Raw genomic sequence first — 13,676 nt, 5'->3', positions numbered from 1 at the left:
TCACCTCCGTCCCATGGTCGGCCAGGGGCTGGGGGATCGCGCGATGTCGGGTACTGGGAGGCTCGCCCATGGGCGGACGTTCACACCTTTCATTGGAGACCGAGTGATCCTCCAATGGTAAAGGATCGGCAAAAGCATCGGGGATTCGGTCAGGATTCGGTCAACGGCTTCACCCAGCGCCGCCACCGCTCCTCCGGCGCGTAGCCGGCGGCGTGCCAGGCGTGGTGGGCCGTCTCGTTGCGGGTGAGCACCATCGCGTCCGCGCGACGCCCTCCGAGCCGTACGAACCGCTCCTCGGCGGCGGCGAGCAGCGCGGTGCCGATGCCCTGCCGCCGCCGGTCCGGGTGCACCGCCAGCCGGTAGAGATGGCACCGCCAGCCGTCGAACCCGGCGATCACCGTGCCCACCAGCTCACCCGCCCGCTCCGCCAGGATCAGCGCGCCGGCGTCCCGCGCGATCAGCCGTTCCACCCCGTCCCGGTCGTCACTGATGCTCGCCCCCTCGGCGGCGGTCTTCCAGAAGCCCAGCACGGCATCGACGTCTTCGGCCCGAGCGGCCCGTATCCGCAGGTCGGTCATGTCGTCATCCCATCACGGGGCACCACGCGGGACGGGATATTCCGGCATGTGGACGCGGCCGCGAGCGCGAGTGGACACCGCCCGAGCACCCCCTGCTCACCCCTTGTCCACCCGTGCCCGTGCTCACCCCCGGTCCACCCCGTGCCCGTGCTCACCGCCCCCGCAGCGCCGCCATCACCGGAGCGAACGCCTCCATGGCGGGCTCCAGCACCGTCAGGTAGGAGAACCCGTACCGCTCGCGCAGGGCCAGGACCCGTTCGACGATCTCCTCCTCGGTGCCCGCCAGGACGATGGGCAGCCGCAGCGCCTCCTCGGGGCTCAGCTGCGGGACGTGGGACAGCAACGGCCGGAGCGCCCCCTCGGGGTCCTCCGTCACGGCGACCTGCTGGATCAGGAGGTTCAGCTCGGCGGGCTCCGCGCGGTCCGCGGCCAGGCGCCGGTAGAGGGCCACCCGCTCGTCCAGCTCCTCGGCCGTCACCGGCAGCAGTTCCCCGGTCGTGCTGCCGGGCACGGCCCGCGCCCCGGTGAAGGCCGCGATGTCCGCGTGCTCGGCGGTCAGCCGGAGCATCCGGTCGCCGCCGGCGCCGATCAGCAGCGGCACACGGGGCCGCTGGACCGGGCGGGGCAGGTGGTCGTCCGAGCCGAGCAGCCGGTTCAGCTCCTCGACCGTGCGCAGCAGATGGTTCACCCGCTCGCCGGGGGAACCCCACGGCAGCCCGGCCGTCTCGTGCTCGGCCCGGACGTAGCCGGTGCCGAGGCCGAGTTCCAGCCGGCCGCCCGTGAGGGCGTCCGTCGTGGCCACCTCGCGGGCCAGCAACGCGGGGTTCCAGAACCCGGCGTTGAGCACGAACGTGCCCACCCGCGGGCGCTGCGTCGCCTCGGCCGCCGCCACCAGCGCGGGGAACGGCGCGGGCATCCCCAGATGGTCGGGGACGAGCAGCACGTCGTAACCCAGTTCCTCCGCCCGGCGGCACTTGGCCCGCCACTCGGCGGCGGGCGCGGCGGACAGCAGATTGACACCGAAACGGAACGGGCGCGGCATGAACTCTCCTCAGCCGTCGGAGACTTGGATGCGGTCGGAGACTTGGACGTACCAGCCCCGATTCGATCACTCGTGGGCGATGGCCGCCAGCACGTTCATGCGTGACGCGCGCAACGCCGGAAGCAGTGCCGCCACCACACCGATCACCGCCGAACCCACCACCACCGCGACGATCGTGCCCCACGGGATCTCCAGCGCCGTCATGCCCTGCAACGCCAGCACCTGCTGGCCGCACACCCCCCACACCAGCCCGAGGGCGAGCCCGAGGACCGCCCCGAACACCGCGATCACCACCGACTCCAGCCGGATCATCCGGCGCAGCTGCCGCCGCCCGAGCCCGATCGCCCGCAGCAGCCCGATCTCCCGGGTCCGCTCGACCACCGACAGCGCGAGCGTGTTGACCACGCCGAGCACCGCGATGACGATCGCCAGCCCGAGCAGGGCGTACACGAGGTAGAGCAGGACGGCGATCTGGTCGCGGACCAGTTCCTTGTAGTCGGCCAGGTCCCGCACCTGCACCTGCGGATACGGATCCAGCGTGCGCTCCAGCGCCGACCGCAGCTCGCCGGCGTCGGTGCCCGGCGCGGCGTTCACGTACACGGCGGCGTCCTGGCCGCCCGGCGCGTAGCGCTCGGCCGTGCCCCGGCCGAAGTAGATCCCGCCCGTGGTGCCGAACCCCTCGGCGGCGTCCTGGTCGGTCAGCGCGCCCACGGTGAGCCTGGCCGTCCGCCCGCCCTGGAACTCCACGGGCAGCGCCGTCCCCACCCGGACCCCGTGGTCGCGGGCGAAGTCCACGTCCATCGCCAGCCGCCCCTCGGCGAGGGCCGCCGCCGTGTCCCCGCGCGCATAGGTGATGGTGGCGACCTCGTCGAGCCGGGGGTCGTAGCCCGCGGCCGTCGTCGTCACCCGGTCGCCGTCCGGCAGGCGTACGGCGACCGGGGTGAACCTCGCGCGCACCGCGAGCCCCACACCCTCGGTGCCGCGCACGGCGTCGGTGACCTCGCGCGGGAACGGCGTGAAGTTGGTGTTCTGGACGACGAAGTCGGCGCCCAGCGTCCTGTCGATCTGCCGGTCGAACGACGCGGCCATCGAGGCACTGGCCACCGACATCCCGCCGACCAGCGCGAGCCCGATCATCAGCGCCGCCGCCGTCGCCCCGGTGCGCCGCGGATTGCGCAGCGCGTTGCGCTGGCTCATCCGCCCGACCGGCCCGAACAGCGCCGGGAAGGCCGCGCCGAGCACCCGGATCACCGGCCGCACCAGCAGCGGCCCCGCGACCACGGTCGCGATCAGCGTCAGGACCACACCGGCACCCAGCAGCACGGCCGCCGGCCCCGTCCGGGACGACACCACGCATCCGGCGAGCGCCGCCGCCCCGGCCGCGCCGACGATCGCGCCCGCCACCGCGCGCATCCGCAGCGGCCGGCCCACCCCGGCGACCTCCGCGTCCGAGAGGGCCGCCATCGGCGACACGGCCGCCGCGCGCCGGGCCGGCGGGTACGCCGCGACGAAGGTGACGCCGACCCCGACGACGTACGCCGTCACCGGCGTCCCCCAGCCGATCACCATCTCGGCGGTCCGGATGCGCATCCCGATCAGGCCCATCAGCTCGATCAGCCCGGCCGCCAGCGCGACTCCGGTGACGAGGCCCAGCGTGGAGCCGGCCAGCCCGAGCAGCAGCGCCTCGGTGAGCACCGAGCGGCGCACCTGCCGCCGGTCGGCGCCGAGCGCGCGCAGCAGGCCGAGCTCGCGGGTGCGCTGGGCGACCAGCATGGAGAACGTGTTGACGATCAGGAACACGCCGACGAGCACGGCGATCCCCGCGAACGCGACCATCACCCACTTGATGACGTCCAGGAAACTGCCCAGCTGTTCGACATCCGACGTGGCCTGCTCGGCGGCGGTCCGGTAGTCGTAGCGGTCGGCGCCGAGCGCGGCGGCCACCCGCTGCTTGAGCGTCGCGTCGCTCACGCCGGGCGCCGCGTCCACGGTGATGCCGGTCGCCGCCCCCGGATCGCCCAGCAGCTCGGTCCGCGCGGTCGGCGGGTCCATGAACAGCAGTGCCGAGCCCGGGTTCGTGGTGGTGAAGGTGACGATGCCGACGACCCGCGCCCCGAACGAGCCCGGCGGCGCGATCACGGTCAGCCGGTCGCCGATCGCGACGCCCGCGCGGTCCGCGGTGTCCGCGTCCAGCAGGATCTGGCCGGGTCCGCGCGGGGCGCGCCCGGAGGTGAGTTCCACGGGGCTGCGGTCGGTGGGCAGCCAGGCGGAGCCGAGGGTGGGGGCGCCGGTCGTGGGGCTGACGGACTCGTTCCGGTCGTCGACGACGGTGAGGTTCCGCACCTCCGCCTCCGCGCGCGCCGCGGCCACGCCGTCGATCCGGGCGACCCGGTCGGCGAGCGCGGCGGGCAGGGTGGCCGTCATCCCGGAGGGCACCCTCTCGTCGAGGGTCTCCTTCGGGCTGACGGTGACGTCGGCCGCCGTGGTCGCGAACAGCCGGTCGAAGGTACGGCTGACGGTGTCCGAGAAGATCAGGCTGCCCGTGACGAACGCGACGGACAGGATCACCGCGAGCGCCGACAGCAGCAGCCGCCCCTTGTGTGCGAGGAAGCTCCTGAGCGTTGCCTTGAGCACGGCGTCAGTCCTTGTCGCGAGACCGGCCGAAGCCTGTGGGGTGGTGGCCGAAGCCTTTGGGACGGTGGTCGGAGCGGGTGGGGCGGTGGTCGGAGCCGGTGGGCGGGTGGTCGGAGCCGGTGGGCGGGTGGTCGGAGCCGGGGGTCCGGTCGGCGGCGGGACGGGGCCGGTCGGCGGAGAGCTGGACCACGTCGAACCGCTTCATCCGCTCCAGCACGGCCTCCGCCGTCGGCCGGGCCATCTCGTCCACGAGCCGGCCGTCCGCGAGGAACAGCACCAGGTCGGAGTGGGCGGCGGCGCCCGGGTCGTGGGTGACCATGACGACGGTCTGCCCCAGGTCGTCCACGGCCTCCCGCAGGAACCCCAGTACCTCCAGCCCGGCCCGCGAGTCCAGGTTGCCGGTCGGCTCGTCCGCGAAGATCAGCTCCGGCCGGGCGGCGAGCGCCCGCGCGCACGCGACCCGCTGCTGCTGGCCGCCCGACAGCTGGGCCGGCCGGTGCGTCAGCCGGTCCCGCAGCCCCAGCGTGTCGATGACCTGGTCCAGCCACCGCGGGTCGGGCCGGCGGCCCGCGATGTCCATGGGCAGGGTGATGTTCTCCAGCGCGTTCAGCGTGGGGATCAGGTTGAACGACTGGAACATGAACCCGATGCGGTCCCGCCGCAGCCGGGTCAGCTCCCGCTCCCTCAGCCCGGTGATCTCGGTGTCACCGAGCCAGACCTGCCCGGCCGTGACCGTGTCCAGCCCGGCCAGACAGTGCATCAGCGTGGACTTCCCGGACCCGGAGGGACCCATGACGGCCGTGAACCGCCCGCGGACGATGTCCACGTCCACCGAGTCCAGGGCGACCACGGCCGTCTCCCCGGAGCCGTACGCCTTGGTCAGCCCGCGGGCGCGGGCCGCGACCCGGTCGCCGGACCCCGGGTGGGCCCCCGCCCCGTACTGCGGCACGTGCTCCGGTACCTGCTCCGCTGGTGTGGACAAGGCTGCCTCCTGGCTCGGGGACGGACGGACTTCCTTGTCCCGGTCGAGCGTAATGTGATCCGGCGCACACCCGGTATCCCTCCTGGCGCGGGTCGGGCGCCCTTGCCGGTGCTAGCACCGCGGCGCTGGCGTCGAGATATGGCGAAGACCCAGCTGAACGTGCGGGTGGACGAGGACACCGCCCGGGCCGCCCGCGATCGCGCGCCGGCCCGCGGCGTGAGCGTCAACCGCTACATCGAGGAACTCGTCCGGCAGGAGACCGGGGAGGTCGGCCACACCTTCGTGGAGGCCGCCGCCGACTTCATGAAGCAGTTCGAGAAGGTGTTCGCCGAGGAGTTCGGCGACGGCGCTCGCGCCGAGGGCGGTCGCCGAGCCCTTGAGCGATGTGCGCATCGACCTGCCCTGGCTGCTGATGCTCGCCGAGCGCAAGACCCCGGGGGACCCCCAGGTCACCGACTGGGGCGCGCTCGTCGCCGCGGTCGCCCGGCACCAGGCCGAGATCTTCGACGTCCCCGTCTACGACACCCCGCACGCCCGCGCCGCCGCCCTCCTCCAGCAGCTCATCCACATCCCGGCGCTGGAGCGCTCCAACGCCCTGTTCGCCTCCGCGGTCGCGTACGCCTATCTGGTGGCCAGCGGCTTCAAGGTCGTCACCTCGCCCGAGCGGGTCCGCGACCTGGCCCGGATGGTCAAGAGCGGCGAGGCGTCGGTGCACGAGATCGCCCGCGAACTGCGCCAGTGGTGCCTGTAGGAGCGGTCCGGGGGAGCACGGAGAGGGGTCTTCGGGGGCCGGGTCCACGGCCGTCTCCGCGGGCCCGGGTCTACGGCCGTTCCCGCGCGGGGCCGGGTCTACGGCCGCTCCGGTGCCGCCGGCCGCCAGGCGGTGCCCAGCACGCAGTACGAGGCGGGCAGGGCCGGCCCCTTCTCGGGCATCATCAGCCGCCGGTACGGCCCCAGTTCGAACCCGGCCTCCCGCAGCGCGGCGACCGGGTCGCGCCCCACATGGCAGCCACCGGCCAGCGGCGGCCAGACCGTGCGGTCCAGTGCCCGCTGGGTCAGCCGCATCGCCCGCCCGCCGCCCAGGCCGTGCTCGAAGAACCGCACCTGTCCGCCCGGCCGGAGCACCCGCCGCACCTCGCCCAGCGCCCGCGGCACGTCCCGCACACTGCACAGCACCAGCGACAGCACCACCGCGTCGAAGCCCTCGCTCTTGACCGGCAGTGCCTCCGCCGCGCCGGGCACCACGTCCACCGGCGTCTCGGCCCGCAGGGCGGCCCGCACGGCCAACCGCCGCAGCAGCCGCTCCGGTTCGATGGCGACGACCTCCGCGACCGTCGGCGGATAGTGGGCGAAGTTCAGGCCGTTGCCCGCCCCGACCTCCAGGACCCGTCCGGAGAGCCCGGCGAGCAGCCGGTCGCGCACCCCGGCCATGCCCATCCGGGTCTCGGCGGCCACGCTGACCCGGGCGTACCAGCGGGCGAACAGCGGATGGTGCACGGGGTCCCGCCCCGCCTGGCCGGCACCGGCGAACCGTAGGGGCATGGGGACCTCCCTGAGGGCGGACTGCTCCTTCCGGGGATTGTCCCCCGTAACGGCCCCCACGCACCCTCACCGGCACAGAACCGGGCGCACTCCCGCCGGCACAGCACCGCCCGCACCGCCACCGGCGCACGGCCGGGCGCACCCGCGTCGGCACGCCCGCCCGCACCGTCGCCGGCCCAGCACCGCCCAGCACTCCCACCGGCGCACGGCCGACCGCGCTCTCACCGGCTCACGGCCACCCGCACCTCACCGGCGCCCGCCCGCGGCTACCACCCAGGCGCCCGCCCGCGGCGACCGCACCGGCACCCACCCGCGGCTACCGCCCCGGCGCCGGTGCCTGCCGCACCCGGAACGCCTCCACGTCCCAGGTCCCGTCCAGCCGCGGCGCGAGCCAGCCGGGCGCCGCGGTGCGGAACGTCCCGGGGTCGAGGGAGCCCGCGCCCTCCGGGAGCGCGCCGAGCAGCGGGGCGCCCGAGACCTCCGGCAGGTCCGCGATGTTGCAGCGGCAGGCGAGGTCGGGTTCGGCGGGCCAGCTGCCGATCACCACGCCCGTCAACTCCACCTCGCGGCGCCGCAGTTCGCGGGCGCTCAGCTCGGCGATGTTCAGCGTGCCGAGGCCCGCCGAGGCCACCAGCAGCACCGGCGCCCCCAGCAGCGCGGCCACGTCGGCGAGCGTGCCGCCCGCCGGGTCGAAGCGGACGAGCAGCCCGCCCGCCCCCTCCACCAGCACCAGATCGTGCTCGGTGGCCAGCTTGGCCGCCGCCTCGGCGACGTCGTGCGGGTGCACCGGCGCCATCCCGGCCCGCCGGGCCGCCGTCCCGGGCGCCAGCGGCTCCGGGTAGCGGGCGAGTTCGGCCGCCGTGACGGGGCCCGCGAGCCGCGCCACCTCGTCGGCGTCGCCGCGCTCGTCGGGCCGTACGCCCGTCTGCGCGGCCTTGAGCACGGCCACCGACCGTCCCGCCGCGACGGCCGCCGCGGCGACGGCGGCCGTCGTGACGGTCTTGCCGACCTCCGTGTTGGTACCCGTGATCACCAGGACCGGCATGTCATCCCTCCCGTGCCGCGGCGCACACCGCGCGCGCGATGCGTGCCACGTCCGCGTCGCCCGTGACATAGGGCGGCATCGTGTAGATCAGATCCCGGAACGGCCGCAGCCACACGCCCTCGCGTACGGCCGCCGCCGTGGCCGCCGCCAGGTCGACCGGGTGGTCGAGCTGGACGACCCCGATGGCGCCGAGGACCCGTACGTCCCGCACGCCCGGCAGCCCGGCGGCCGGGGCCAGCCCGTCCCGCAGGCCCGCCTCGATCCGCTTGACCTCGGCGAGCCAGTCCTGGCCGAGCAGCAGCTCGATCGAGGCGCAGGCGACCGCGGCGGCCAGCGGGTTGCCCATGAAGGTCGGGCCGTGCGCGAGCACCGGCACCTCGCCCCGCGAGATGCCGTCGGCCACCCGGGCGTTGCACAGCGTCGCCGCCAGCGTCAGATAGCCGCCGGTGAGCGCCTTGCCCACGCACATCACGTCCGGCGACACCGCCGCGTGCTCCGCCGCGAACAGGGCACCCGTACGGCCGAACCCGGTGGCGATCTCGTCGAACACCAGCAGCACGTCGTGCGCGTCGCACGCCTCCCGCAGCACCCGCAGATACGCGGGCGAGTGGAAGCGCATCCCGCCCGCGCCCTGCACCACCGGCTCGACGATCACCGCGGCCAGCTCGTGCGCGTGCTCGGCGATCAGCGTGCGCAGCCGGCCGGCGTACGCCTCCTCGTACCCGGCGGGCGGCGGGCCGGCGAACACCTGGCGCGGCAGGACGCCGGTCCACAGCTCGTGCATCCCGCCCTCGGGGTCGCAGACCGACATCGGCTGCCAGGTGTCCCCGTGGTAGCCGCCCCGCCAGGTCATCAGCCGGTGCTTCCCGGGACGGCCCAGCGAACGCCAGTACTGCAGGCACATCTTGACCGCGACCTCGACCGACACCGAACCGGAGTCGGCGAGGAACACATGCTCCAGGCCCTCGGGCGACACGTCGACGAGGAGCTTCGCCAGCCGGACGGCGGGCTCGTGGGTGAGCCCGCCGAACATGACGTGGCTCATCCGCCCCAGCTGCTCGCGCGCCGCCTCGTTCAGCACCGGGTGGTTGTAGCCGTGGATGGCCGACCACCAGGACGACATGCCGTCGACCAGCTCCCGCGAGCCGCCCGCGAGCTTCAGCCGCACCCCGCTCGCCGACTCCACGACGAGCGGTTCGTGCCGGCCCGGCATCGGCCCGTAGGGATGCCAGACGTGCCGCCGGTCCAGCTCCAGCAGCTCCGGCACGCTCAGTTCAGGCATTGGGCGCGAGGTCCGTTCCGGCGCCCCGGCGGCGTACGGCGACCAGGTCGGTGCGCGGCTCGCCCGCCGCCGGCACCGCGGCGGCCGTACCGCACACGCCACCGCCCTCGTGCGCCCCGCACCCGGCGCCCGCGTCCTCGTGCGCCCCGCACCCGGCGCCCGCGTCCTCGTGGGACCCGCAGCCGCCGCCCGCGCTCGCGTGGGAGCCGCAGCCGCCCCCGCCCGCCGCCACGCGGTGCTCGGGCAGCGTGACCTCGCCGGCGCCCTCCACCTCGAACCCGGCGTCCGCGATCATCTCCAGGTCGGCCTTGCCGGCCTGGCCCTCACTGGTGAGGTAGTCGCCGAGGAAGATCGAGTTGGCCAGGTGCAGCGCGAGCGGCTGCAGGGAGCGCAGGTGCACCTCGCGGCCGCCCGCGATCCGCACCTCGACGTCGGGGCAGACGAACCGGACCATCGCCAGGATCCGCAGGCAGCGCTGCGGGGTGAGGTTCCACTCCTTGGCCAGCGGGGTGCCCTCGAACGGGATCAGGAAGTTCACCGGCACCGAGTCCGGGTCCAGCTCGCGCAGCGAGTAGACGACGTCGACCAGGTCCTCGTCGCTCTCGCCCATGCCCGCGATCAGGCCGGAGCACGCCGACAGGCCCGCCGCGTGCGCCTTCCGCACGGTGTCCACCCGGTCGGCGTAGGTGTGCGTCGTGGTGATCTCGCCGTAGGTGCCCTCGGAGGTGTTCAGGTTGTGGTTGTAGGCGTCGGCGCCCGCCTCGCGCAGCCGCTCGGCCTGGCCGTCGGAGAGCAGACCCAGACAGGCGCACACCTCGACGCCCTCGTTCTGCTCCTTGATCGCCTTGATGGTCTGCGAGACCCGGTCCACGTCCCGGTCCGTCGGACCGCGCCCGCTGGCCACCAGGCAGACCCGCTTGGCACCCCCGGCCAGGCCCGCGGCGGCGGCCTTGGAGGCCTCGTCGGGCTTGAGCCAGGTGTACTTCAGGATGTCGGCCTTGGAGCCGAGCCGCTGGGAGCAGTAGGAGCAGTCCTCCGGGCACAGCCCGGACTTCAGGTTGACGAGATAGTTGAGTTTCACCCGCCGGCCGAACCAGTGCCGGCGCACCTTCCCGGCCGCGGCCACCACATCGAGCAGTTCGTCGTCGGTCGTCGCGAGGACGGCCAGCGCCTCCTCGCGGGTCGGCAGCTCGCGCCGAAGCCCCTTGTCCACCAGCGTGTTCAGCAGGTCCATGAGAGCCGATCCTGTCCTACGGAGGTGCTCCCGGCCAAGGAGAGTCCGCACAACAGCGTCACTTCGTGGTGTGTGGATTGCCACATCCTGGCCTGCGGGACGTACCGCTAGTGTCTGTGCACTGCCTACAAAATCCCCGGAGGACCCATGGCGTTCGGCTGGATCGACGAGCAGGCGGAATCGCGCCGCCGTACGGGTCTCGTCCGCACCCTGCGGCCCCGGCCCGCCGACTCGCCGCTGCTGGACCTCGCGAGCAACGACTACCTCGGACTGGCCCGCCACCCGGAGGTCACCGAGGGCGCCGCCCGCGCGGCGCGCGTCTGGGGCGGCGGCTCGACCGGCTCCCGGCTCGTCACCGGCACCACCGAACTCCACGGGGAACTCGAACGCGAGCTGGCCGCGTTCTGCGGCTTCGAGGCCGCCCTGGTCTTCTCCTCCGGCTACGCGGCCAACCTCGCCGCGGTCACCGCGCTGGCCTCGCACGGCTCGCTCGTCGTCTCCGACGCGGGCAACCACGCCTCCCTCATCGACGGTTGCCGGCTGGCCCGGGGCACCACCCAGGTGGTCGCCCACGCCGACCCCGACGCGGTCCGCAAGGCGCTCCAGGGCCACGACGGGCCGGCGGTCGCGGTGTCCGACACGGTCTTCTCGGTGGACGGCGACGCGGCGCCGCTGGCGGAACTGGCGGCGGCCTGCCGGGAGCACGGGGCCGGGCTGGTCGCCGACGACGCGCACGGCCTCGGAGTGCTGGGGGAGGGCGGCCGGGGCGCCGCGCACGCGGCGGGTCTGGCGGGCGCGGACGACGTCGTCGTCACGGTCACCCTCTCCAAGTCGCTGGGCAGTCAGGGCGGCGCCGTGCTCGGCCCGGCCCGGGTGATCGACCACCTGGTCAACGCGGCCCGGACGTTCATCTTCGACACCGGGCTCGCCCCGGCGGCGGCGGGCGCGGCCCTGGCGGCCCTGCGGCTGCTGCGCCGCGAGCCGGAGCGGGCGGAGCGGGCGCGCGCGGTGGCGGGCGAACTGCACGCCCGGCTGACGGCCGCGGGCCACGAGGCGGTGCGGCCGGACGCGGCGGTGGTCTCGGTGCGCGCTCCGTCCCCGGAGAGCGCCGTGCGCTGGGCGGCCGACTGCCGGACCGCCGGACTGGCCGTGGGCTGCTTCCGGCCTCCTTCCGTGCCCGACGGCATCTCCCGGCTGCGGCTGACCGCCCGCGCGGACCTCTCCGGGGAACAGATCGAACGCGCTGTACGGGTGATCGGCGAAACGCGGCCATGAGTCGGCGTCCACGGCCGTGCGTCGCCTCGACGGACGGGTCGGTCAGACGGTGGCCGTGAAGCGCGCCCAGGTCTCGGGGGAGAAGACCAGCGCGGGCCCGGCCGGGTCCTTGGAGTCGCGTACGGCGAGGAGTCCGGCCCAGGCGCCCGAGCGGGGGCTGGCCGTCTCCACGCAGTTGTTCGCTCCTGTGCTGTAGCTGCTGCGCAGCCAGCGCACATCGGACAGGTGGGTGGTGGAAGGTACGTTCCGAGGCAGAACGGTCATGGTGCCTCCTTACGCGCCGTCAGCTATCCCGGCGATGTATTCCAACGTTTCCTCGGGTGACAGGGCGTTCCTCCGAAGCGCGTCGAAGGCCTCGGTGTAGGCCCCAACGTCTTCTTTCCGTTCGAGATAGAGGCTACTCGTCAAGTGGTCGAGAACAACCACATCCAGATCAGAAGCGTTCGAAAATGAGAAGATAACGAAAGGCCCGGTGAGGCCGACGTGCGCGCCCGCGGCGAAGGGCAGCACCTGGAGTCTCACTTGCGGCAACCGCGCCGCCTCCAGCAGCCGGCGCAGCTGCTCGGCCATGACGTCCGGGCCGCCGACCTCGCGCCGCAGCACCGCCTCGTCCAGTACCGCGCTGAGCGCCAGCGGCGGCTGGGAGCGCAGGACGTCCTGCCGGGCCAGCCGCACCTCCACCAGCGTGTCCAGCCGGTCCTCGTCCAGGCCCTCCACGGCCGCCCGGGTCACCGCGCGGGCGTACTCGGGCGTCTGCAGCAGCCCCGGCACCACCGAGGTCTCCAGGGTGCGCATGTCGCTGGCCTGCGACTCCAGGCTGATGTAGTCCCTGTAGGTGGGCGGCAGCACCCCGCGGTAGGCGTGCCACCAGTGGTCCCGGCCCTGTCCGCCGCCGGACCCGGCCAGCACCAGCAGCAACTCGCGCAGCTGGGGATCGCTCACCCCGTAGGCGTCCAGCAGTAACCGCACATCGGCCGGTTTCACCCCGCTCGCGCCCGTCTCGATCCGGCTCACCTTGGACTGGTGCCAGCCCACCAGCCGCGCCGCCTCACCACTCGTCAGGCCCGCACCCGTGCGCAGCGCACGCAGTTCGGCGCCCAGTTTCCGGCGGCGTACCGCGGGACCGTGCTGCATGGGCTCCTCCTTACTCCACCCGAGCCGCCCAAATACGGTCTGTCGTCGCAGAGTTCACCGCATCGAGCGACAGATATATGCATATCCTGGTGGATCGCCACCGGGATCGCCCCGAGAGTGGCAGTCTGGCGACGAAGCACCAGTCCGGGACCGTACTCGAACCTTGGCCTTCGTGTCGGTCCGCGGTCCCGTGGGAAAGGGACGACATCGCCATGGCAGACCACCTGGAAGCATCCGTCACTCTGCCGAGCGATCCCGCTTCGGTCTCCGCGGCTCGTGCCTACGTGGCCGGCATCCTGGCGGAGTGGGGTCTGCCGTCCGACACGGAGGTGGCCGACGCGATCCGGCTCATCGTCTCGGAGCTCGCCACCAACGCCGTGCAGCACACCTTCGGGCTGTCGCCCACCTTCACCGTGGACCTGGCACTGGACCGGGACGAACACCTCCGCATCGGCGTGACGGACAGTCACCCCAGATTCCCCAAACGCCTGCCGGCCGCCGTGCAGCAGGACAACGGCCGCGGCATGGTGATCATCCGCTGCCTCACCGCCGAGTGCGGCGGACGCCTGAGAGTGCGCCCCACCCGCGAGGGCGGCAAGACGGTCGCCATCGAACTGCCCTGGACCGTCCCGGCCCACCCCGTCACGGCGGCCAAGCGCAACCCCTGACGACCCCTCGTCCTCCCTGCCCCCGCTGCTGCCCCTCCCGGCCCGCTGCCGCCCGGAGACCGCCCGCTCGCGTCCCGCTCTCCTCGTCCTTCCGCCTGCGGCCCGCCCAGACCCCTCGGGCCCTTGAGGCTCGCGCGCCGCCCCCGCCGCTCGTCCCTCCCGGCCCGCCGCCCTGCCGCCGCCCGCACACAGCCCGGACCGGCCCCCGCGGCCGGCGAGCCTCCCCGTCCCCGCCCGCGTCGGCCTCCCGCGCCCCGTTC

Annotated in this window: 13 protein-coding genes and 1 pseudogene; 4 read left to right on the top strand and 10 right to left on the bottom strand. The window is 74.1% G+C overall.

Annotated elements, in window-relative coordinates; genetic code table 11:
* Positions 1 to 149 precede the first annotated feature (149 nt).
* The 4 genes from G7Z13_RS04340 to G7Z13_RS04325 all read right to left on the bottom strand — a co-directional run bounded on the left by G7Z13_RS04340 (position 150) and on the right by G7Z13_RS04325 (position 5,203).
* A complete protein-coding gene (locus G7Z13_RS04340; protein WP_165996190.1) occupies positions 150 to 578 on the bottom strand; it encodes a GNAT family N-acetyltransferase in 429 nt (142 codons plus the stop codon).
* 151 nt (positions 579 to 729) lie between these two features.
* Positions 730 to 1,620, bottom strand: a complete 891-nt coding sequence (locus tag G7Z13_RS04335) for an LLM class F420-dependent oxidoreductase (protein WP_165996188.1) — start codon at positions 1,618 to 1,620, stop codon at positions 730 to 732.
* Between the two features lie 66 nt (positions 1,621 to 1,686).
* Positions 1,687 to 4,254 (bottom strand): ABC transporter permease, encoded by a 2,568-nt coding sequence (locus G7Z13_RS04330; RefSeq protein WP_165996186.1) that lies wholly within the window; start codon positions 4,252 to 4,254, stop codon positions 1,687 to 1,689.
* A gap of 4 nt (positions 4,255 to 4,258) precedes the next feature.
* The gene (locus G7Z13_RS04325) at positions 4,259 to 5,203 is read right to left on the bottom strand and encodes an ABC transporter ATP-binding protein (protein WP_240926461.1); all 945 of its coding nucleotides are present in this window, start codon (positions 5,201 to 5,203) and stop codon (positions 4,259 to 4,261) included.
* A 171-nt stretch (positions 5,204 to 5,374) separates the two neighbouring features.
* Between G7Z13_RS04325 and G7Z13_RS04320 the strand changes: the two are divergent.
* A pseudogene (locus tag G7Z13_RS04320) lies at positions 5,375 to 5,578 on the top strand (antitoxin); the annotation flags it as partial.
* A gap of 34 nt (positions 5,579 to 5,612) precedes the next feature.
* Positions 5,613 to 5,987, top strand: a complete 375-nt coding sequence (locus G7Z13_RS04315; protein WP_165996185.1) for a fic family toxin-antitoxin system, toxin component — start codon at positions 5,613 to 5,615, stop codon at positions 5,985 to 5,987.
* A gap of 98 nt (positions 5,988 to 6,085) precedes the next feature.
* Here the strand turns inward: G7Z13_RS04315 and G7Z13_RS04310 are convergent, their stop codons facing one another.
* The 4 genes from G7Z13_RS04310 to bioB form a co-directional block, all read right to left on the bottom strand.
* Positions 6,086 to 6,778: a class I SAM-dependent methyltransferase gene (locus tag G7Z13_RS04310; protein WP_165996183.1), complete on the bottom strand. Its 693-nt coding sequence runs from the start codon at positions 6,776 to 6,778 to the stop codon at positions 6,086 to 6,088.
* Between the two features lie 316 nt (positions 6,779 to 7,094).
* Positions 7,095 to 7,823, bottom strand: a complete 729-nt coding sequence (gene bioD, locus G7Z13_RS04305) for a dethiobiotin synthase (RefSeq protein WP_165996181.1) — start codon at positions 7,821 to 7,823, stop codon at positions 7,095 to 7,097.
* A gap of 1 nt (position 7,824) precedes the next feature.
* Positions 7,825 to 9,105: an adenosylmethionine--8-amino-7-oxononanoate transaminase gene (locus tag G7Z13_RS04300; protein ID WP_165996179.1), complete on the bottom strand. Its 1,281-nt coding sequence runs from the start codon at positions 9,103 to 9,105 to the stop codon at positions 7,825 to 7,827.
* Positions 9,098 to 10,339 carry a biotin synthase BioB gene (gene bioB, locus G7Z13_RS04295; protein ID WP_165996177.1) on the bottom strand — a complete coding sequence of 414 codons (1,242 nt, stop codon included), beginning with the start codon at positions 10,337 to 10,339 and terminating at the stop codon, positions 9,098 to 9,100. The genes G7Z13_RS04300 and bioB overlap by 8 nt, the downstream gene beginning before the upstream one ends.
* 147 nt (positions 10,340 to 10,486) lie before the next feature.
* Between bioB and G7Z13_RS04290 the strand changes: the two genes are divergently transcribed.
* Positions 10,487 to 11,614: an 8-amino-7-oxononanoate synthase gene (locus tag G7Z13_RS04290; RefSeq protein WP_165996176.1), complete on the top strand. Its 1,128-nt coding sequence runs from the start codon at positions 10,487 to 10,489 to the stop codon at positions 11,612 to 11,614.
* A gap of 42 nt (positions 11,615 to 11,656) precedes the next feature.
* Here G7Z13_RS04290 and G7Z13_RS04285 read toward each other — a convergent pair whose 3' ends face one another.
* Both G7Z13_RS04285 and G7Z13_RS04280 read right to left on the bottom strand, forming a co-directional pair.
* On the bottom strand, positions 11,657 to 11,878 hold the full coding sequence (locus G7Z13_RS04285) for a DUF397 domain-containing protein (RefSeq protein WP_165996174.1): 222 nt from the start codon (positions 11,876 to 11,878) through the stop codon (positions 11,657 to 11,659).
* A 9-nt stretch (positions 11,879 to 11,887) separates the two neighbouring features.
* The gene (locus tag G7Z13_RS04280; protein WP_165996172.1) at positions 11,888 to 12,748 is read right to left on the bottom strand and encodes a helix-turn-helix transcriptional regulator; all 861 of its coding nucleotides are present in this window, start codon (positions 12,746 to 12,748) and stop codon (positions 11,888 to 11,890) included.
* Between the two features lie 212 nt (positions 12,749 to 12,960).
* Here G7Z13_RS04280 and G7Z13_RS04275 point away from each other — a divergent pair, with 212 nt between their 5' ends.
* Positions 12,961 to 13,416, top strand: a complete 456-nt coding sequence (locus tag G7Z13_RS04275; RefSeq protein ID WP_165996169.1) for an ATP-binding protein — start codon at positions 12,961 to 12,963, stop codon at positions 13,414 to 13,416.
* Positions 13,417 to 13,676: the final 260 nt, after the last annotated feature.

The organism is Streptomyces sp. JB150, from assembly GCF_011193355.1.
Lineage (GTDB): Bacteria > Actinomycetota > Actinomycetes > Streptomycetales > Streptomycetaceae > Streptomyces.
This window is presented reverse-complemented; position numbering and strand designations above follow the sequence as displayed.

Bases quoted from the DNA above. Each gene is read 5' to 3' on its own strand.
- bioB (WP_165996177.1), bottom strand. From the start codon at position 10,339: ATGGACCTGCTGAACACGCTGGTGGACAAGGGGCTTCGGCGCGAGCTG.
- G7Z13_RS04300 (WP_165996179.1), bottom strand. From the start codon at position 9,105: ATGCCTGAACTGAGCGTGCCGGAGCTGCTGGAGCTGGACCGGCGGCAC.
- G7Z13_RS04335 (WP_165996188.1), bottom strand. From the start codon at position 1,620: ATGCCGCGCCCGTTCCGTTTCGGTGTCAATCTGCTGTCCGCCGCGCCC.
- G7Z13_RS04285 (WP_165996174.1), bottom strand. From the start codon at position 11,878: ATGACCGTTCTGCCTCGGAACGTACCTTCCACCACCCACCTGTCCGAT.
- G7Z13_RS04310 (WP_165996183.1), bottom strand. From the start codon at position 6,778: ATGCCCCTACGGTTCGCCGGTGCCGGCCAGGCGGGGCGGGACCCCGTG.
- G7Z13_RS04275 (WP_165996169.1), top strand. From the start codon at position 12,961: ATGGCAGACCACCTGGAAGCATCCGTCACTCTGCCGAGCGATCCCGCT.
- G7Z13_RS04290 (WP_165996176.1), top strand. From the start codon at position 10,487: ATGGCGTTCGGCTGGATCGACGAGCAGGCGGAATCGCGCCGCCGTACG.
- bioD (WP_165996181.1), bottom strand. From the start codon at position 7,823: ATGCCGGTCCTGGTGATCACGGGTACCAACACGGAGGTCGGCAAGACC.
- G7Z13_RS04340 (WP_165996190.1), bottom strand. From the start codon at position 578: ATGACCGACCTGCGGATACGGGCCGCTCGGGCCGAAGACGTCGATGCC.
- G7Z13_RS04280 (WP_165996172.1), bottom strand. From the start codon at position 12,748: ATGCAGCACGGTCCCGCGGTACGCCGCCGGAAACTGGGCGCCGAACTG.